The organism is Mycolicibacterium nivoides (assembly GCF_003855255.1).
Taxonomy (GTDB): domain Bacteria; phylum Actinomycetota; class Actinomycetes; order Mycobacteriales; family Mycobacteriaceae; genus Mycobacterium; species Mycobacterium nivoides.
In genome coordinates, this window is record NZ_CP034072.1 from 5742955 (window position 1) to 5761505 (window position 18551).

Annotated in this window: 15 protein-coding genes; 2 read left to right on the top strand and 13 right to left on the bottom strand. The window is 68.3% G+C overall.

Annotated features, from left to right (window positions below; genetic code table 11):
* The first annotated feature begins 18 nt into the window (after positions 1-18).
* A complete protein-coding gene (locus EH231_RS28115) occupies positions 19-1209 on the top strand; it encodes an alpha/beta hydrolase family protein (protein ID WP_124713783.1) in 1191 nt (396 codons plus the stop codon).
* Here the strand turns inward: EH231_RS28115 and eccE are convergent.
* From eccE to EH231_RS28180, 13 genes are all read right to left on the bottom strand, one after another.
* Positions 1165-2085, bottom strand: a complete 921-nt coding sequence (gene eccE, locus EH231_RS28120) for a type VII secretion protein EccE (protein ID WP_090424032.1) — start codon at positions 2083-2085, stop codon at positions 1165-1167. The two genes, EH231_RS28115 and eccE, sit on opposite strands and share 45 nt — an antisense overlap.
* Complete coding sequence (gene mycP / locus EH231_RS28125) at positions 2082-3455, bottom strand: type VII secretion-associated serine protease mycosin (RefSeq protein ID WP_090424031.1); 1374 nt, start codon at positions 3453-3455, stop codon at positions 2082-2084. The genes eccE and mycP overlap by 4 nt, the downstream gene beginning before the upstream one ends.
* Positions 3456-3462: 7 nt before the next feature.
* Positions 3463-4878, bottom strand: coding sequence for a type VII secretion integral membrane protein EccD (gene eccD / locus EH231_RS28130; protein ID WP_090424030.1), 1416 nt, complete (start codon positions 4876-4878; stop codon positions 3463-3465).
* 2 nt (positions 4879-4880) lie between these two features.
* Entirely contained in the window at positions 4881-5795 is a 915-nt protein-coding gene (locus EH231_RS28135) for an ESX secretion-associated protein EspG (protein ID WP_090424029.1), read from the bottom strand.
* Positions 5796-5811: 16 nt separating this feature from the next.
* A complete protein-coding gene (locus EH231_RS28140) occupies positions 5812-6099 on the bottom strand; it encodes a WXG100 family type VII secretion target (RefSeq protein WP_019342950.1) in 288 nt (95 codons plus the stop codon).
* A 29-nt stretch (positions 6100-6128) separates the two neighbouring features.
* Positions 6129-6422 carry a type VII secretion system protein EsxG gene (gene esxG / locus EH231_RS28145; protein ID WP_029106090.1) on the bottom strand — a complete coding sequence of 98 codons (294 nt, stop codon included), beginning with the start codon at positions 6420-6422 and terminating at the stop codon, positions 6129-6131.
* 61 nt (positions 6423-6483) lie between these two features.
* A complete protein-coding gene (locus EH231_RS28150; RefSeq protein WP_090424028.1) occupies positions 6484-8064 on the bottom strand; it encodes a PPE family protein in 1581 nt (526 codons plus the stop codon).
* Between the two features lies 1 nt (position 8065).
* Positions 8066-8377, bottom strand: coding sequence for a PE family protein (locus EH231_RS28155; protein WP_090424027.1), 312 nt, complete (start codon positions 8375-8377; stop codon positions 8066-8068).
* Positions 8377-12363, bottom strand: a complete 3987-nt coding sequence (gene eccCa, locus EH231_RS28160; protein ID WP_090424026.1) for a type VII secretion protein EccCa — start codon at positions 12361-12363, stop codon at positions 8377-8379. Before eccCa ends, EH231_RS28155 begins: the two co-directional genes overlap by 1 nt.
* A gap of 28 nt (positions 12364-12391) precedes the next feature.
* Positions 12392-13948 carry a type VII secretion protein EccB gene (gene eccB, locus EH231_RS28165; RefSeq protein ID WP_090424025.1) on the bottom strand — a complete coding sequence of 519 codons (1557 nt, stop codon included), beginning with the start codon at positions 13946-13948 and terminating at the stop codon, positions 12392-12394.
* A complete protein-coding gene (gene eccA, locus EH231_RS28170; protein WP_090424024.1) occupies positions 13945-15714 on the bottom strand; it encodes a type VII secretion AAA-ATPase EccA in 1770 nt (589 codons plus the stop codon). Before eccA ends, eccB begins: the two co-directional genes overlap by 4 nt.
* Before the next feature lie 183 nt (positions 15715-15897).
* The gene (locus tag EH231_RS28175) at positions 15898-16803 is read right to left on the bottom strand and encodes a class I SAM-dependent methyltransferase (RefSeq protein WP_090424023.1); all 906 of its coding nucleotides are present in this window, start codon (positions 16801-16803) and stop codon (positions 15898-15900) included.
* A 30-nt stretch (positions 16804-16833) separates the two neighbouring features.
* Positions 16834-17736, bottom strand: coding sequence for an oxygenase MpaB family protein (locus tag EH231_RS28180; protein ID WP_164481048.1), 903 nt, complete (start codon positions 17734-17736; stop codon positions 16834-16836).
* Positions 17737-17812: 76 nt separating this feature from the next.
* On the opposite strand from EH231_RS28180, the gene EH231_RS28185 reads away from it, so the two are divergent.
* Positions 17813-18427: a TetR/AcrR family transcriptional regulator gene (locus EH231_RS28185; protein ID WP_090424021.1), complete on the top strand. Its 615-nt coding sequence runs from the start codon at positions 17813-17815 to the stop codon at positions 18425-18427.
* Positions 18428-18551: the final 124 nt, after the last annotated feature.

Sequence of the window (18551 nt, forward strand, 5' to 3'; positions counted from 1 at the left end):
TAGCTAGCATCGGGAATTGTGGACCCGGACCCGGTCGAACCCCCGATCCCTGTTCCCGACGTCCCCGGCGGCGATGCCGGTGCGCGCGGTCTGCCTGCGCGTGGCGACCTGACCCTGCGGCAGCGCGCCATCGTCGACGCCTCCGCGATCGCCGACATCGCGTTACGGACCGGGGTCGCCTCGATCGTGGCCACCTCGATGGTGCCGACCACGCTGGCGTCGATGCTGCATCCGTCGGCGTCTCGGACCGAGCACGACCACATGCGGTTCTACGCCGAGCTGGCCACCGCGCAAGATCCCGCGGTGTCGTTCCCCGCGCCCACCCGGCCGCCGCGGGTGTCCACCCGCCGGGCCAGTCCGGTCGCCGAGATGATCGCACACGGCCGGGTCGAGAACATCCGGTTCGACAGCAGCTTCACCGCGGTCAACCCTGCCCTGCGCGACCTGTGCAGCGGGTTCACCCTCAACAACGTTGTGCGGGCCCAGCATTGGCGCCACAGTGACGGACCGCATCCCACGCTGTGTGTAATCCACGGGTTCATGGGGTCGCCGTATCTGGCGAACGGCCTGTTCCTGTCATTGCCGTGGTTCTACCGCTCGGGGTACGACGTGCTGTTGTACACCCTGCCGTTTCACGGTCGCCGCGCCGAACGGTTCTCACCGTTCAGCGGTTACGGATTCTTCTCCCACGGATTCGCCGGCTTCTCCGAGGCCATGGCCCAGGCTGTGCACGACTTCCGTTCGTTGATCGACTATCTGGAGTCCACCGGTGTCGATCGGGTTGCCCTGACCGGAATCTCCCTGGGTGGCTTCACCTCGGCACTGCTGGCCGGCGTGGACGACCGGATTCAGGCCGTGGTCCCCAATGTCCCCGTGGTGACACCGGATCGCACGGTCGACGAGTGGTTCCCGGCCAACAAGCTGGTGGCCCTGCAAAGGCTCGTGGCCAGAACCGACCGCTCACTGACGGAAGCGGCGGCACGGTTCGCCTCGCCGCTGAACTACCGCCCACTGGTGCCCAAGGAGCGACGGCTGATCATCACCGGCCTCGGTGACCGGCTGGCCCCGCCCCAGCAGGCCGAAATGCTGTGGGAACACTGGGATCGCTGCGCGTTCCACTGGTTCCCCGGCAACCACCTACTGCATGTGAGCCAGCCGGACTACCTACGCCGGATGACCCGCTTCCTGCAGGACTTCATGTTCGACTGACGCCTGCGGCAGCACCTGCGGCAGCGCGGCGGGGGTGCCTTCCAGACGGTTCGAAGACAACGGGTTGAGCGCTGCCAGCGCGGGGCGATGCCGGCCACCGGCCGGTTTCAGGCCGGCCAACGGAGCCTTACGTGACGGCCGGTCCCCGGTGCGGAACGCCGCTCCCACCGTCAACTGCGGCTGTGCCGGAGATCCGGTGAACTCCAGTGCGGTCCAGGTTTCCTGGGCCGGCACCGCGCCGATCTCGGCCAGCACAGTTTCCAGCTTGTCGCCGACGCTGACGCGGTAGGCCGCCACGAATCCGGAGTCGTCCTTGACGCCGCGCCAGGTTTCCTTGCCCGGGTCGGGCAGCGGGGCATCCACCCCGTCGACGAGCGTGACCGTCCAGCCCTGCTCCCGCAGATGATCGGCGAGCCGACGCCCGACGATCTCGGTGGTGTCCCGCAACGGGATTCGCGAGGACCGCGCGCGCAACGCGTCGATATTGTCGACGGCGGCAACGGTCAGGCTGATCCAGCTACGTCGCACGCCATCGGCATCGCGGTGGGTCACCCGGACCTTGTCGCAGCGGATGCCATACCTGTCCAGGTAGCTGACCACGACCGGAAGCTGCGCCGGGTCCGCGGGATCCACGCGCAGCACGACGGTCTCGGCGTCCGGCTTCTCGGCCGGCCCGTTCTTGGCGAGGTTGCGCCGCAACACCGCGATGTACCTGGCGATCCGAGTGGTCAGGAACAACCCGCCCCACCAGGCCAGCAACAGCACCGTCGCTGCGACGGAGACGCCGAGCACCCACCGTTCGGTGTTGGTCTGCCACGGCCGGGCCAGGACCGCCGCGACGATGAACAGGGACGCCAACGCGAGTCGGGCGGTCATGAATGGTCCTTCCGTCGGTATGCGCTGAACGCAACGGCAATTGCCGCCAGCGCAAGTGCTCCGGTGCCGGCGAATGCGACGATTCGCCCGGTGTTGTCACGCGGGGCCGGTTCTGCCGGTGCGGCAATGGGTTTGCCTGCAGGCTCCGCCGGTCCGTCCAACGGCATGCCGGCGACGTCCCAGGTGAGCGCGGCCACCGGATCGACACCGCCGGCGCCGATCACGTTCGACGGCGAACGGGCCGCGCCCTGCGCCGTCGTGGTCAGTCGGTGCACCACCTGACGCGCGTTCAGATCGGGAAACTTGCTGCGCACCAAGGCCGCAACGCCGGACACGTACGCCGTGGCGTAGCTGGTGCCGTTCAGCGGGACCAGCTTGTCCTGATTGGTGGGCATGGCATTGGAGAGTCCACCGCCGGGCGCGTTGCTCACCGACGCGATGTTCTCTCCCGGCGCGGCGATGCCGACCCACGGGCCGGCCATGGTGAATCCGGAAGGCTGGCCGGTCGCGTTCAGCGACCCGACGGACAGCACGTAGGGCTGCCACCACGAAGGAATGGACACCGACGAGACTCCGCCCCAGTTGCGCGGATCGTTCGGAGCCCCGGCAAGCGGATTGGAGCCGCACGCCGATCCGGTGGAGACCCCGCCCTGGGTGTTGCCCGCGGCCGCGACGATCACCGCGTCCTTCTCGACCGCCGCGTAACGCAGCGCCGCACCGAGTTCGGTCTGGTCGATGTGTTTGTCGGCGGGCACGCAGGTCACCACGGAGATGTTGATGACGCGCGCACCCATGTCGGCCGCGCGCACCACCGCCCGGGCCAGGCTGGCCACGTCGGCCGCCGCTCGCGCCTCGACGGCGTCGGCGCCGGGGGTGCGCGGGGCGAACCGCGGCGAGTTCTGCCGAATCGAGATCAGCCGGGCTTCCGGCGCCACACCGGAGAACCCGTCGGGCCCCGGCTGCCCGGCGATGAGGCCTGCCACCGAGGTGCCATGGCCGTCACAGTCGGTCAGCCCGTCGGTGGATTCGATGAAGTCACCGCCACCTTCGACATGGGGCAGCCGGGGTCCCGGCTGCACCCCGGTGTCGATGACTGCGACGGTCTGCCCTTGTCCGCGGCTCTGCTTCCATGCACCGGACAGGTTGAGCGCCAATTGATTCGGGTTGACGGACCCCGGATCGGTGCCCGGCAGCACCTCGGTGGTGGCGCACGCCGAACGCTGCGCCATCGCTTCAACCGGGCCGGCACTGCCGGCCGGCGGGGCGACCGTTGGGTCGACCTCGGGCGGGCTGATTGCACCCGCCGACGGGGAGCCGACCAACAGCACCAGACCGGCCGTGGCCAGGACACCCAGGCTCTTGTGGATCACCGATTCATCACCTGTCGAGAACGAGGCTGAACAGCCCGATGACGAAGGCCATCACCGGGATCAGCGAGGCATCGAGACCGGTGGCCAGGAAGCCGACCAGCCGCCGCATCGGCAGCGAGTACGTGTCCGGGGACGCGGCCCGCGGATTCAGCGCGGCGACCACCCACACCACGACCAGGGCGGCCAGCACGGCCAGCGCCCACCACGCGGCCTGGTAGCGACCATCGATTGCGAAGGCCACCAACAAGGCAACGGTCACCAGGTAGGGATGGCCCAGCAACCATGCCTTGCACGAGGCCGAGTCCCAGACACGGGCCCGCAGTGCGGCACCGAGCGCAGCGGCCGCCACGACATACCAGGCCCACGGCGACGCGGTCGGCGAACTGACCAGGGCCAGCGACCCGGCCACGCCCAGCAGCACGCCGGCGGCGATCACGCCGGTCTGATGCGACTGACTCACCCGAACCCGGCGCGGCAGGTCGGCCAGCACCGAAAGCGGATGTGCCGACGGGGACGGATCGCCCGGAGCCGGGATGACCGGCAGCGGGAATCGGGCCCACATCGCGGACAGTTGGGCAGCCTGAACGGTCACCACGAGGGCGATGAGGATCAACGCGCACCCGATCACCGTCGAGTTGATCTCCCACAGCGAGGCCGCACCCGCGACCAGCGACACGCCGACTCCGGCGACGGTGGTCGCGGTGAACACCGCAATGCCCCGGTCATCGGGCGAGCTGGCCATGCTGATCAGGGACCAAGCGGCCACTCCGGCCGCGGCCAGCAGGACGCTGGGTGCACCGAACTCGCCTGGCACACCGAGGCCGAACACCGCCGCGACAGGAACCAGAGCGGTGACGGCCAGGGCCGTGGCCAGGACCGGTGACCGGCCTCTGGTCGACAGCGCGGCCAGCACGGTGGCGATGGCGATGCCGCCTGCGACGAACAGTCCGAGCAGTTCACCGGTCACCACACGGTGGGCGACGGCCAGGCCGGTACCCACCAGGACCAGCCCGATCAGGGCCAGCGCTGCGTAGCGCGCAATGTTCGCGGCGCCCCACGGACGCTGGCGGGCAGCCGAGAAGATCACGGCGGCGTCGGCGATGTCCTCGACGATGCGCGGCGCAGCGGGCCCGGCGGGAACGGCTTGCAGCGCAAGCAGATCCCCGTCCACCACACCGACGGTGTCGAGCGTGGCATCCAGGCTGTACGGCGCTCCCCCGACCGGGGCCAGGCTGAGCCTGACCGGGTCCGGGGCGCTCGCGCCGTCGTCGCCCCCGACGGGGAGCACGATGCGCTGGACCGCGGGCAGGATCTCGCGCAACGGCAGCTCGGACGGCAGGGCCATCTCGGTCAGCCGGCCGCCGTCGTCTCCAGCGGCCAGCACGGCCACCCGAACGATCGGCATCACAGTGTTGTCGGACATTCCTATGCTTTCTGGGTTCTTCTCGTGGAGCGTGGATCTCGGTGGGGTAGAGCGTGGTCTTCGTTGACGGCTTCGCTGTCGAAGTCGCGGATGAGCGGCTGGTCGGGGAACCAGGAACCGCTGGGCAGCGAGGCCGTCAGCCGTTCGATCGCCATCGCGATCGCTTCGGCAGTGCCCGCCGTGAAGGTCGAAATCCATTCCCCGTCAAAAGCTTTTGACGGGGAGACCAGAATCCGGCCCTCGGGGGTGTCGATGATGCTGACCCCCACTTGGGTGGTGACCCGGTGGCCGTCGCGGTGCTCTCCGGCGACGATCTCGACGTAGGTACGCCGTCCGTCGAACACCGATTCCACGATCGGCCGGGCCGAGGCCGGGACACCGAGGAATCCCAGCACTTCGACCAGCGAGGTGCCGTTGCGGATCTGCTCGTCGGCGCGGGCACCGGCCGCGGCCGGGAGCGCGAACTCCTCGAACCGCGCCGGCCTGCGTTGCGACAGACCGGCGGTGAGCACCGGGACCAGGGCGTGGGGGTGGTGGATGTCCATCTCGGTGAACGTCACCAGTTGCGCGTTGCGCAACACCACGACAGTCCGGCCGGACGAACCACCCGATCGCGCCACGATCCCGCGCAGCAGATCCCCCGGGCCGGAGACAAACCGCAGGTCAAGCCATTGGGCCGCCCGGCAAGCCAGCCGAACCCATTGCGCCACCTGCGGATTGACCCCACCACTGGCGTCGAGCACGCCCATCCTGGTCAGCTCAGCGGTCTGCTCGGCGGCAAAGCCGAACCGCTGCGCCGGTTCGCTGTAGGGCGGCGTGATGGCCAGCACCCACGGGTAGGCTCCGGCGCCGAGTACCTCGGCGAGGTACCAGGCCTGATCGGTGGTGAGCTCGACCGCGTTAGCTCCAGTGCTCAACGCCGAGCCACCGACACTAGCCCCACTTGGCCCCTTCGGCGGCGTCACGCGCGCTCATCGACATGGTGTTCATCTCGTGGGTGGATGCCATCGCACGGTAGGCCCGGGTGAGCTCTTCCATGGCCTGGTTCCACTGTGCCTGCCAGGCCTGGTAGGTCATACCCGTGTCACCCTGCCAAGCGCTGCTCAGCGCGGCCTGCTCGGCGGCGATGTCGGCGCCCACGGCGTGCAGAGCACCCGAGTAGGTGTTCATCTCCCCGGCGTGAGCCAGCATGGCCGGGTAGTTGTACATGATCTGAGACATGAAAACTCCTGTATCCGTTGCTTGTTCGGCTAGACCGAGGTGTAGGTGCTGGCGGCGGCGGCATCCTGGGCGACGTAGGTGCCCGCGGCGTCGCCGAGGTTGAGCTGCGCGATGTCGAGCAGCGCGTTGACCTTGGCCGACACCTCGACGAACCGGGCGTGAGCGGCCTGGAACGCGGCGGAGGCCTCACCCATGTGGAAGGCCTGCGAAGACATCGCGGCCTGTTCGGCCTGCGCGATGGTGCTGCGCATCAGTGCGGCCTTGGCGCCGAAGGCGGCCTCGGAAGCGATCAGCTGGGGGATGTGAGCGTCCAACAGACTCATGGTTTTTCCTTTCGGATCGTTGGTGGTGGGTAGTGCATCCAGAAATGCAGTACGGGTCTGGTCAGCTGCGCGAACCCCCTTCCGGATCACCTGGGGCCTCGTTGGGGTCCCAGGAACCGGGCAGCATCGGCGAGACGGGGCTCTCGTCGAACCTCTCGCCTGACAAGGTGGTCAAACCGGCCGCGGCCGCATCGGATTTCGTTTCGGTACCGGTGAATCCCATGGTCCCTGAACCGCTCTCAGATGCGCGCACTCGCCGCTCCGGCTGGGGCGCGGGATCCGGATCCGGCTGTTCGTAGTCCATGTAGGCATCCGCATAGGCGTGGTCCTCCAGCGCCGCACCCCGCTTGCGCCGACGCTTCCGCCGTGCCGCCAGCGACGCTGCCACACCCGAGGCTGCCGCGGGAATTCCGGCCGCCGGCGCCGAGGCACTGGACTTGCCGCCCACCGTCGGGCTGAAGCCCTCGTCGGGGTCGTTGCCCATCACCGCATACGGCGCGAACGCCGCGGCGGGGACCGGAGCCGGAGCTGCGACCGCACCGGCGCCGGCAGCGGGTGCGCCCGCGGGAGCGGCGGGTGCACCGGCGCCGACGCCTGCCGGGCCCAGGCCCGCCATCGGCAACCCCTGATCGGCCCGCGCCGGAGCCACCGGAGTTTCGGCGTCGGCGGGAACATCTGCCGGCGGAGCGTCCGTGGGCAGCATGCCGAGAAATCCCAGGAAGGCAAGGCCGATCCCGAGCAGTGGCACCAGGAACGGCGACAGGGCGACACCGATCCAGGTGCCCCAGCCCACGGGCTGGAAGATCGCCTGGTAGAGCACGGCGCCCAGCAACGGTCCCCATTCGGTGAGGAAGCCGGCAGGATTCGTCAGCAGGGTTTCGATCATTTGCTGGATGATGCCGAGCGGATCATTCAGAAATCTGAGAATGTCTTCACTGCCGGGCAACGTCCTGACGTAATCGATCAGCCATTGGGGCAGATTCGGGTACTCGCTGTCCGCCGTCGCGTCGGCATTGGTCAACGCTGAACCGGAATCGGTCGCGGTGGCCTGCGCCATCATCTGCTGCGCATTGGCCGACGCGGTGCCTGCCTCCCCCACACCGGGTTTGAGCAGCATCGGCGACGGCGTGCTGGTCGGGGCCGCCATGACCGCGGCCCCCGAGACGGCCTGGTAGGTGGCCATCGTGGTGGCCGCCTGGATCCACATCCGCACGTAGTCGGCTTCGTTGACCGCGATCGGAATCATGTTGATACCGAAGAAGTTCGTGGCGATCAGGACGCCGTGCACGACGTGGTTCAGCGCCAGCTCGGGCAGGGTCGGCATGGTGGCCACCGCTGTGGTGTAGGCCGCGGCCGCCGTCTCGTGTTGCACAGCCACCGCGGCGCTGTTCGCACTCTGCTGGGCCAGCCACGTCAGGTAGGGACCGTGGGCGGCGACATACTGCTCCGAGCTCGGCCCTTCCCACGACCCGGCCTGCACCCCACCCAACACGCTGGTGAGTTCTGCTGCCGCCGAGGCGTATTCGGCGCTCAGCGACTGCCAGGCCCCCGCGGCGGCCAGCAACGGCCCGGCGCCCGGGCCGCTGGAAAGCAGCGTCGAGTGCACCTCGGGCGGTAAGGCCATCCAGATGGGGGCGGTCATGTCAGAGGCCGCGCGCGATCATGTAGGACGAGGCAGCCATCGCGTCGCCGGTGACATAGCTGGCACCGGACTCCGCGACGCCGGCACCCGAGCGGCCGAGTTCCTCCACGCCCTGGGCGGCCAGTGCCGAGTGCTGGGCACCGTGCGCGCTGAACCCGGTCGCGGTCTGCAACGACACCGCATCCGCGGCAGGCGGGATCACCGCCGAGACCAGGGGTGCGGCCGCGGCATGCGCGGCGGCCAGACGCGCAGTGAGCGCCTCCACTGCCGCACTCGCGGCGGTCAATCCTTCCGGAACTACCCGCAATGTCATCAGAATTCCTTTCTCCCGTTGTTCACGGACAGCGCCGTGTCATCGATGAGTGGGTTGACGAGCTGGACGAACTCGGGCGCGTCGCCGTCGCCGAGCAACATGCCGCGTCCCGCGGGGAACCGGGCGAACCGGTGCCCGCGGAGCTTGCCGCTGTCGGCGGCATTGCCGGACAGCATCAACGTGGTCGCTTGCAGATCATTGAGGCGACGCAGCAGCGGCGCCGTCATCACGGCGTGCGCCGATCCGGTGGCCCGGGCCGTCACGATGACGCGCAGACCCAGATCGGAAGCCTCGGCCAGCAGACCCACGATGTTGGTCCACGGGCGCTGACCCGCGAACGGCCCGCTGACGGCGGGTCCGTCGGGGATCTGGTCCACGTCGTCGATGATCAGGTAGTGGATGTGGCCGTCCGGACTCGTCCGCTGACGCCAGGCGCTGAGCTCCTGCGGGCTCAAACCGGCCGGCGGACGGCGCTTCTCGATGAGAGCCGACAGACCAAGCATCGCCGGCAGCACGCGGTCGATGTTGGCGGTGTACTCGTTGTCCGGGAACAACGGCTCCTCCACCAGATGCAGGCGCCGGTCGATCACCGTGAAGGCCACCTCGTCCGGCCGCGAGTTCTCGCGGATGGTCCGGATGATGTGACGCAGCAGCGTGGTCTTGCCCGACCTCGTATCGCCGAACACCGCGAGCAGCGGGTTGTTCTTGAAGTCGACCACGACCGGAGCCAGGTCCTCTTCACGCTGCCCGATGACCACCTGCTCGGGCGCCGGGTAAAGCGGCGCCAGCGCGGCCGGAGCCAGCGCGGTGGGCAGCAGACGCACCGGCGGTGCGCTCTGCCCCGGGTAGCGGGCGTTGATGACGGCGATGTCGCTCAGCTGCGGCTCGGCGAACAGGAAGTGCTCGGCGGCCATCGTGAGGCCGCGGCCCGGCTGATCGGCAGGCACCGATTCGGCCGGACGGCGCAGCGCACCCACCACGCGCACGATGCTGTCGTGGCTGTCGTGCAGCTTGAGTTCCAGACGCAGGCCCAGGCCGTCACGCATCGCCAGCGGCACCTCCAGCCAGTTCGGCGTGGTGATCACGACGTGGATGCCGTAGGCCAGCCCGGTGTTGGCCAGCTCGGTCACCCTGGCCAGCAACGGATTACGGGTGTTGAACGTATCGGTGTTGTCCCGGCTGAACGCGTACAGGTTGTCGACGATCAGGAAGACCTCACCGTAACCGTCGTCATATTTTCCGGTGGAGCCGCCAACCCGGCTCACCGCGCCCTGCCGCTGACGGGCCCGCAGCAACTGCTCGAGCTCACCGAAGGTACGGCGGATGCGCTCGGGCTCCAGCGGGGTGGCCACACTGCCGACATGGGCAAGATCCGCCAGGCCGGCGAGCTGTCCGCCACCGTAGTCCAGGCAGTAGAAGCTGACCTCGCTCGGCGAGTGCAGCGCCGCGGCCGACAAGACGAACGTCTGCAGCGCGGTCGACTTGCCCGATCGCGGACCACCGTGGATCAGCACGTTGGCTGCCGACGAGTTCGCGTCGAACACCAGTGCGTCCCGGCGCATCTCGAACGGCTTGTCGATTTCGCCCAGCGGCCAACGCAATTGACCGGGCTCCACCTCGGTACGGGCCAGCACATCGTCCAGCGCGATCGAATCGTCCAGCGGCGGCAGCCACAGCTTGGGTGCCTGCGGGCCGTAGGCGGCCAGCTGGTCGCCGACGGTGGCGATCAGCTTGCGAGGAGGCAAGACGTCCGTGCCTTCCTGGCCGTGCCCCCCGACGACGATCACCGTGTCGGGCTCGGGCTCGACCCGCGATGCCGTGAACAGCTGCGGCTGCGGCAGCGCCCGCACCACGATCGACTTCTCGGCGCGCGGCGGATCGTAGATGCCGTCGACGTAGGTGCTGCGGAACTTGATCGGCACCGCACCGGGGGCGGGCACCAGGAAGCCCTCGCCTTTGTGCTCGCGACCCGATTCGATGTGATAAGCGTCCTCGACCCCGATGATCTGACGGGAGATGCTGGGGCTGGACACCTTCAGACCGATCCGGTACGACGTGTTCTTGTCGATGTCCTTGATCCGGCCCACGTCCAGGGTCTGCGACGCGAACAGGATGTGAATCCGGAACGAGCGACCCTTGCGCGCAACGTAATCGAACAGATCCGCGTACTCGGGATGCTCGGCGAGCATCAGGGTGAACTCGTCGGCGACCACGAACAGCGTCGGCATCGGGGGCAGGTCGTGCCCGGCCGCGATGGCCGCCTCGTACTCGGTGACCGAGTTGAAGGCGCTGCCCTGGACGCGCCGGCCCGCTTCCTTGAGCAGTTGCTCACGGCGGGAGACCTCACCACGCAGGGTGTCGGCGAACCGATCGGCCAGCGACCGCTTCTCGGCCATGTTCGAGATGACCGCGACGACCTGTGGGAAGTTGCGGAAGATGTCGGCACCGGCCTCGCCCTTGAAGTCGGCGTAGATCACGATGAGCCGATCGGCGGAGTGGGTGGTCAACAGCGACAACAGGATCGACATCAGGGTCTGCGACTTGCCGGAGCCGGTCATACCGATCATCAGGCCGTGCGGGCCCATACCGCCCTCGGCCTCGTCCTTGAGGTCGAAGTACAGCGGCTCACCGGTGGCGGTGACACCGATCGGCACCCGCAGTTCGTCGTCGCGGTTGCGCGGGGCCCACAGGCTCGCGACGTCCAGTGCCGAGGCATCCGGGATGTCGAGCAGTGTGGTGAAGGTGGCGCCGCCGGTGGCGGTCGACCGCACGTAGCCGGGGTTGGAGTCCCAGCGTGACAACCGGCGCGCGATGTGGGCGGCCGCGGCGGCCGACATCGCGTCGGCCTTGTCGACGTAGGGCTGCCATCCGTTGCTCTGCCACCGCTCGATCCGGCCTTCGGTGACCCGCAGGATGGGCCGCTCGGGATCGGGGTACTGCTCGCGGTTGGGCAGCTTGTCGCTGCGGTGGATCACCGTCACCCCGGTCAGACCGGGCTTGCGGGCGATGTCGTCGGGGTCGGCTTCGGGATCGTCGAGCACGACCAGCATGTGCTTCAGCGCCTGGTCTGCCTCGTCGGGGAACGCGGGCCGGCCGGCCAGTGTCGAATCGAGTTGTCCGCGCAGCTCGGCGACACCGGCGGTCAGGTACCGGGCCGGGCCGACACCATCGGCCTGGGACGAAATATCGACGTGCGGCAGCCATTTCAGCCATGACCAGTCGGCGGCATCGACATCGGGAGAGGCCAGCGCCACCCCCAGCATGGTCGGGTCGTGCCAGGTGACGGCCTGTGCGATCCAGGCCCGCAGCGCGTCGCGGACTTCCTCGGCCTCACCGATCACGGTGATCCGGGCGAGCTTGGTGACGTCGATGCCGGTGGGGGCGTCGCGCACGGTGCGCTGAACGTCGAGCAGACCGCGGAGGGTGCTGTGTGACACCGGTTCCAGGTCGATCTCGTCGGCGGTGTCCTTGACCTTCAGTGCCGCATCCAGCGGCACGTCGTGCAGCCCGGCGCGCAGCACCAGGAAGTCATGGTCGCGCGGATCGCGCTCCCACTGCCGCCGGGTGCCCGGAATGACGGCCAGCGCCTCGGGCTCCGGGTGGGACCACTCCAGCGCGGCACGCTGTTCAGCGGCATGGGCACGGACGTTGTCCCGGACCACCGACAGGTAGCGCAGGTAGTCGGCGCGCTCGGCGTCGACCTCTTCGGTGCGCATCTTGTTGCCGCCCCGGTAGAGCGCGGTGGCAGCCAGGAGCAACACGAACGGGAAGAACAGCATGGTCGGCGAGATCATCCGCATACCGGTCGCGAACAGCGCCACGATCATGCCCACGATCAAGATGACGATCAGGTAGGGCAGCACCCGACGCAGCAGTGACGGCGGGACGATCCGCTCCAACTGGGGCGGCGGCTCGATCGTGATCGTTCCCTTGCGGGTGGTCGGCGGGGTCAGCCGACGCTGGTGCTCGAAGATCAGCCTGCTCATCGTGTTCTCCTCTTCGCGCAAGCGCTCATCAGCGGGTCGCCTCGAGGCGCGCAGAATCAGCATTGGACGACAGCGCATCGTGTGCGATGAGGGCGTCGCCGCGGGACAGGGTCGGACCGGCAGCGAACTGCGTCAGGATCGACCACGGAATGGGCAGGGCAGGCGCGGTAAGGCCAAGCGCCGCAACAACTTTGTCATCACCGGCGGTTTCGATGCCGTAGCGGACTCCGGTGTCGCTCACCCAGAACAGCGAGCCTGCGGTCGGCGAGCCCGGCTCGGCCCCGACGGTCTGCACGAAGTAGCCGCTACCCGGGGCCAGCGCGACCCGGTTGGCGGCGCCGTTGCTGCCCGCTCCGACCAGATCGACGGTGCGCAGCCCGTCCGGCACCGGCAGCGCCGCACCCGAGAGAACCGACAGCTTGCTCTCGGTCGCACCGGTCGGCTTGATCCACTGGGCGCAGGTCACCGGGGCGGTCGACGGCGAGACCAGCTCGACCGGCGCTCCCGGGAAAGCGGCGGTGTCGATGGCCCGGGAGACGGGCATCCGCGACACCTCGTCGGGCCCGATCCGCGGCGCCTGGTCCAGACCGTAGGAGTTGGTGTTGCGCAGGATCGAGGCCAGCACCGGCGAGACCGGCTGCAGACCGTCGGACAGCACCGCGTAGTAGCGGGCGGTGTTGTCGGCGTCATAGGCCGCCACCACACCGCCGACGGGCACGGGTGTCGACAACGCGTAATTCGTCGGTGCGCCTGCGTCGGCGACGGGCGGAGCCGTCAATGCCGGAGCCTCGGGGATGGCGTTGAACAGGCCGGCGGCGATGGGCCGCGGAGCGGGGATCTGTCCGCCGAGACCGAGGGCATCGGTGACGGCACGGTTGGCCAGATCGATCGGGCTGCGCTTGCCGTCCCACAGCAACCAGTCACCCGGGGTCGGACCTTCGCTGTTGTGCACCAGCACGGCCTGGCCGGAAGTCAGCGCCAAGGCACGCTCACCACCCGATCCGAGTGTGCCGGCGATGACCGTCACCCCGGCGTTGGTGCCGGAGACCGCATCGCACACAGTCCAATCCGCGTCGGTGCTGGTGGTCTGCACCATCCGCTCGGGTGCACCGGGGATGCCGAGCAGGTTCCCGCGCGGGAACCTGTCGATCTCACTGGTCTTGACCGTGGTCGGGTTGTCCGCCTTCCCGGCGATCAACCGCGCGGAGGTCAGGTTGAGCACAGGGTGGAGCTGCTCACCGACCCGCACGTACAGGGCCGCCGTCGACCGGTCGGCGAGGACCGTGTCATTGCCCGCCGATCCACCCGGCCGGAACAGAGAGAACAGGAAACAGCCGACCAGACCCGTGACGAGGATCAGGGCACCGGTCAACACTGCCCGGCTCTGGGTGCGCAGCGGGTCGACCAACATGCGGGTGTCGTGCAGCGCCACGCCAGAAGCGATGCGGCGCATGACGAATCGCCAGCCCGTCACCTGGTTCTTGGTGACAAAGCCACGCCGGTACTGCACACCGTCGGGATTCTCGTTGTTCGGGGTGCGGGACGAGAACGACCGCCGATCCTCCGAAGGCCCGGGCGTGGTCATTCGGGCACCGTCAGGCCCAGGCCACGCAGCAGCGGGGCAGCCGAATTGGTCACGTCACCGGCGGTGATCGTCATCATCTCCTCGTCGGTGAAGTCGTCGTGTTCGGAATGATCAAGGCGGTACTCGCGTTCCTCCTCGGAACGCTCGACCAGGTTGCGGACGAAGCGGCCGTTACCGGCGATGTCGAGGCTGCGTCGCGGCACACCGTTGGCGTCCGGCATGGTGGCTTCGGCCAGATAGCCGAACAGCCTCTCCATGTCGTCGTGGGCGGCCTTCTCGAATGTGCTGTCACGCTTCTCGGCCATCCGCTCGGCGATCTCGACGAGTTCGGACGAGGAGTACGACGGGAAGTCGATGCTGCGCGTGAAGCGCGAACGCAGACCTTCGTTGGTGTCGAGGAACATGTCGAGGTCCTTGCGGTACCCCGCGACGATCACGACGAGCCGGTCGCGGTCGTTCTCCATGCGCGCCAGCAGCGTGTCGATGGCGACCAGACCGAAGTCGTTCTTGGCGCCGGTGGACACAAGCGCGTAGGCCTCGTCGAGGAACAGCACGCCGTCCAGCGCGCTGTCGATGATGGCGTTGGTCTTGGCCTCGGTCTCACCGATGTGCTGGCCGATCAGGTCGGCGCGGTGCACCTCGCGGACCGTCTCCTTCTTGAGAAGTCCCAGGCCGCAATAGATCTTGGCGACGACGCGGGCGATCGTGGTCTTACCCGTACCGGGAGGACCCGCGAACACCAGGTGGTTGGTGCGCTGGGCCACGGCCAGCCCGCGTTCCTGGCGGCGGATCGACATGGCGACCGAGCTCTTGAGCCGAGCCACCTGGAACTTCACTTCTTCCAGGCCGATGAACTCGGCAAGTTCGGCTTCGGCCTCGACGAGCAGGTGCGCCTTGCGCTCCTTGGCACCCGGGTCGACGAAGTCCGACTCCGTCGGTTCGGTCTCCGGATCCCACGGATCGGATCGGGCGTCGATGCGTGCGGCGGTGGTGATGAGCAGCCCGAAGGTCGGATCCAACAGGGCCTCTTCGACCTGCTTGTTCTCCGGGTGGGCCGCGAACAGGTCCTGCAGAACTTCGTTGGCGTCCTCGTCCTCGCCCTGCGCACGCAGGGTCAGCGCCTTGGCCAGGGCGCCGTCGAGCGCGGCCACCGCGATCGGGCCGGACGGGTCCTCCAGGTAGGACAGCGCGGGTGCCAGCATGCCGAGGCGCGCCAGCGCGATGCCCAGGGTGATCCGCGCGGCGTGCGCGGCGACCTCGTCGAGCGACGGGTTGGTGACCACCGGGGTGAGCAGACGCACCACGTCGGACCAGCGCTCGGCGTGGTGGTTGAACACGACCCGGAGCCAGGTGGCGTTCAGCCACCCGGGGCGACGGGCCAGCAGTTCGGCCACCAGCGCATCGGCCTCGGCACGTGCGCCCGATGCATAGCGCCTTGCGGCGTAGGCGAGCTGGAAGTCGTCGACGTCAACGGCCCGGAACTGCAGGTACAGCCCACTGTCGTAGGTGAACCCGAGGTCGCCGGCAGCCAGGTCGATCTGCCGCTGCAGCAGGCCGGCACTGCCCCGGGTGCGCCACACCGCGTCGATGACCGGTCCGGACACATCGCCCGCGGCGGCCAGGCCGGTCCAGGCGTCACAGTGGTCATGCGCGATGCGAGTCAGACCAGCAAAGCCGGTCCGGGCCGCGTCGACATCGGCCGGGCGTTGCCGGTCGTTCACCGTCAGGCCCAGCGCACGACAACATGTGGCGAAGCGGCTGATCACATCGCGATCGAGCCGGGGCGCTCCCTGTGCTGGAGCCGCAAGCGTGTCACTACCCATATGCGTGCACGGGAGCGAAGCCCCCGATTCTCTCCCTTATGTATGGCTAAGCTAACTTTTGCTGAAGTTAGCATTGCATAACTTAAGTGTCGAGAGGCACGTACTCGAGCTAGGTCGTGAACTGCCTCACCTTTTGGTCGCAGAGACCAAGGTGATAGTTCCCGTCATCCCGCCGGCTTCGGAGTCGGCAGCGGGCACGGGCCGACCCACATCGACCAGATACTGGTGCAACGGTGTCGCCACCGCGTCCCAGCCCCGCGAGCCGAACCACTGATCCGCCGGCTCGTGTTGCTGGTTGTACACGAGCGTGAAAAAGGCGTTCTCCTCGCCGGACGACACCGCTTCTTCGCGCTTGGCCGCGAAGGCCTCGGCCGGCATCGGCACCGCCTCCTCGATGCCGACAAAGCTGCCCGGCGCGGCCAGCGCATCGATTCCAGCAAACAGCTTCTCCTGTGCTGTGGCAGGCAGATAGATCAACAATCCCTCGGCGATCCACGCCGACGGCCGCGACGGGTCGAAGCCGCTTTCCTGCAGGGCCCGCGGCCAGTCGTCGCGCAGATCGATCGCCACCTCGCGGCGCTCGGCCGCGGGCTCCTCCCCCAACTGATCCACGGTGTCGCGCTTGAATTCGAGCACCCGGGGCTGGTCCAACTCGTACACCACGGTGCCGTCGACCCACGGCAGCCGGTAGGCGCGCGAGTCGAGGCCGGCCGCCAACAGCACCACCTGTTGCACCCCGGCTTCGATTGCCCGGGTGAAGTACTCGTCGAAGTACTTCGTGCGGGCCCCCTGAAAATTGACGAAATTCTCGCCGAACTCGGTCTGCAGCGGATGCTCGGGGTCGGTGCCCTCGACCGCGGTCGTCCACTCGCCCCCGACCTTGCGGCAGAACACCTCGGCATATTGGTCGACGGCCAGAGGATCGCCCTTCTGAGCCTCCAATGCCCTTGAGGCAGCTACGAATAACGCCGTCTGCCCAACGCTCGAGGTGATGTCCCAGTTGTCATTGTCTGTTCGGCCAACGCTACGCACCTGCGCGAGGGTACGCCGCGAATCTGGCAGCTACACCAGTGGTCGACCGGTGCGGATCCGCCAGTCGAGGTCTTTGAGCAGCACGTTGAACGGGAACTGCCGCACGAACGACGGCAGCAGGTCGTTGACCGTGCGCAGCACCGCGATCAGCCGGTCGAACCGCTTCTGACTCTTGGCATCCCACGGCAGCCGCATCTCGTCGCGGAACCGCTGCGGAAGAAAGCCCGTGGTGATCAGTAGTGCCACCGCGTCGAGTCGGCGCTGCACCGCGCGGGGCAGCCTCGGATTCTTGGGTCGGCCCGCCGCGATCGGATACAGGTAGCCACGCACGGTGTCGTCGATGCGCAGCCGCTCCAGCGATTCCTCCCAGTACCGGTCGAACGCGGCGCGGTCGGCCGGCCACATGTCCTCGGGCACCTGCAGCGTGGTGCCCATCGTGACGCTCTCGCGGTAGTGACGGTCAGCGGTCTCGTCGTCCAGCTCGCCGATGAACATCCGGAACACGTCGACCCCGCCCTTATAGAGGCACGCGGCCACCCACAGCTGCAGGTTCTTGTCGAACGCGTTGTACTTCACCGGGCTGTCCTCGGTGGAATACACCTGCGCGTGGGCCTTGTTGACCGCGCGCCGGTAGGCCGCCTTCTGCGCGTCGGAGCCCCGGGTGGCCACGGCCAGATAGGTGAAAGTGGTCCTCGCCCGCTTGATGGGATGCAGGTCGGTGCGGCCGCTGTCGACGCGACTCTCCACGACGCCGTAGCCGACGCCCGGGTTGGCCAGCTGCATGATCACGTTGGCCGGACCAGCCAGCAGTGCCACACCCATCAGCCCGTCGTCGAAGCTGGCGGCTCGCCGGCGACGCTTGGGCGCAGCCCCCGGGCGCGACGAGTCACTCATCGCCCGTTCGACATGCGGGATCGGTTCGCTGACCGTCATGGCCACCCCTTCCAAAACTGAGAACGTGTGATTCCTGATATTGGCCTGTCAGCCTGACGGGTGTCAAGATGTGTGAGTGAAGCAGGTTCGTCCGTACCGCGGCATCGAGGCTGCCGACCGCCTCGCGCAGCGGCGCAGCCAGCTACTGGAGGCGGGGCTGGACCTACTGGGGGCCGAGGACGCCGAGGTGACGGTGCGCGCCGTGTGCCGCACCGCCGGGTTGGCCGCGCGATATTTCTACGAGAGCTTCGCCGACAAAGACGACTTCATCGGCGCGGTCTACGACTGGGTGATCACCGATATCGCGACCTCGACGCAGGCCGCCGTCGCCGCCGTCCCACTGGCCGACCAGACCATGGCCGGGATGACCAACATCGTGCACCTGATCGCCCAGGATCGGCGGATCGGCCGGCTGCTGTTCAGCGTCAAACTGTCCAACGAGGTGCTGACCCGCAAGCGCGTCGAATCCGTGGCGCTCTTCGCCACCCTCCTCGGTCAGCACGCCGGCGATGCCCTGCACCTGCAGGAGAACGACTACCTCAGAGCCACTTCCTATTTCGCGGTCGGCGGCGTGACCCAGACGATCAGCGCGTGGCTGTCCGGTGAGATCGCGCTGTCTCCCGAACAGCTCATCAAACAGTTGCGGTCGATGCTCGACGCAGTGGCCGGCATGCAACAACCGGGGAGCTGACGTGCCGGGCCCGGTGTTGCTGCGCCCCGGCCCGGCGCTGGCCGCCCGCATCCAGTTCTTCGGATACTGGCAGAACACCCAGGCCGTGACCCATCGCAGCCGGGCGCTCCCCCGCGGCGCCGCG

What these genes read in the sequence shown, in the direction of transcription:
- eccE (WP_090424032.1), bottom strand. Translation starts at nt 2,085, where the DNA reads ATGACCGCCCGACTCGCGTTGGCGTCCCTGTTCATCGTCGCGGCGGTC.
- eccD (WP_090424030.1), bottom strand. Translation starts at nt 4,878, where the DNA reads ATGTCCGACAACACTGTGATGCCGATCGTTCGGGTGGCCGTGCTGGCC.
- EH231_RS28140 (WP_019342950.1), bottom strand. Translation starts at nt 6,099, where the DNA reads ATGTCTCAGATCATGTACAACTACCCGGCCATGCTGGCTCACGCCGGG.
- esxG (WP_029106090.1), bottom strand. Translation starts at nt 6,422, where the DNA reads ATGAGTCTGTTGGACGCTCACATCCCCCAGCTGATCGCTTCCGAGGCC.
- EH231_RS28150 (WP_090424028.1), bottom strand. Translation starts at nt 8,064, where the DNA reads ATGACCGCCCCCATCTGGATGGCCTTACCGCCCGAGGTGCACTCGACG.
- EH231_RS28155 (WP_090424027.1), bottom strand. Translation starts at nt 8,377, where the DNA reads ATGACATTGCGGGTAGTTCCGGAAGGATTGACCGCCGCGAGTGCGGCA.
- eccCa (WP_090424026.1), bottom strand. Translation starts at nt 12,363, where the DNA reads ATGAGCAGGCTGATCTTCGAGCACCAGCGTCGGCTGACCCCGCCGACC.
- eccB (WP_090424025.1), bottom strand. Translation starts at nt 13,948, where the DNA reads ATGACCACGCCCGGGCCTTCGGAGGATCGGCGGTCGTTCTCGTCCCGC.
- EH231_RS28180 (WP_164481048.1), bottom strand. Translation starts at nt 17,736, where the DNA reads ATGACGGTCAGCGAACCGATCCCGCATGTCGAACGGGCGATGAGTGAC.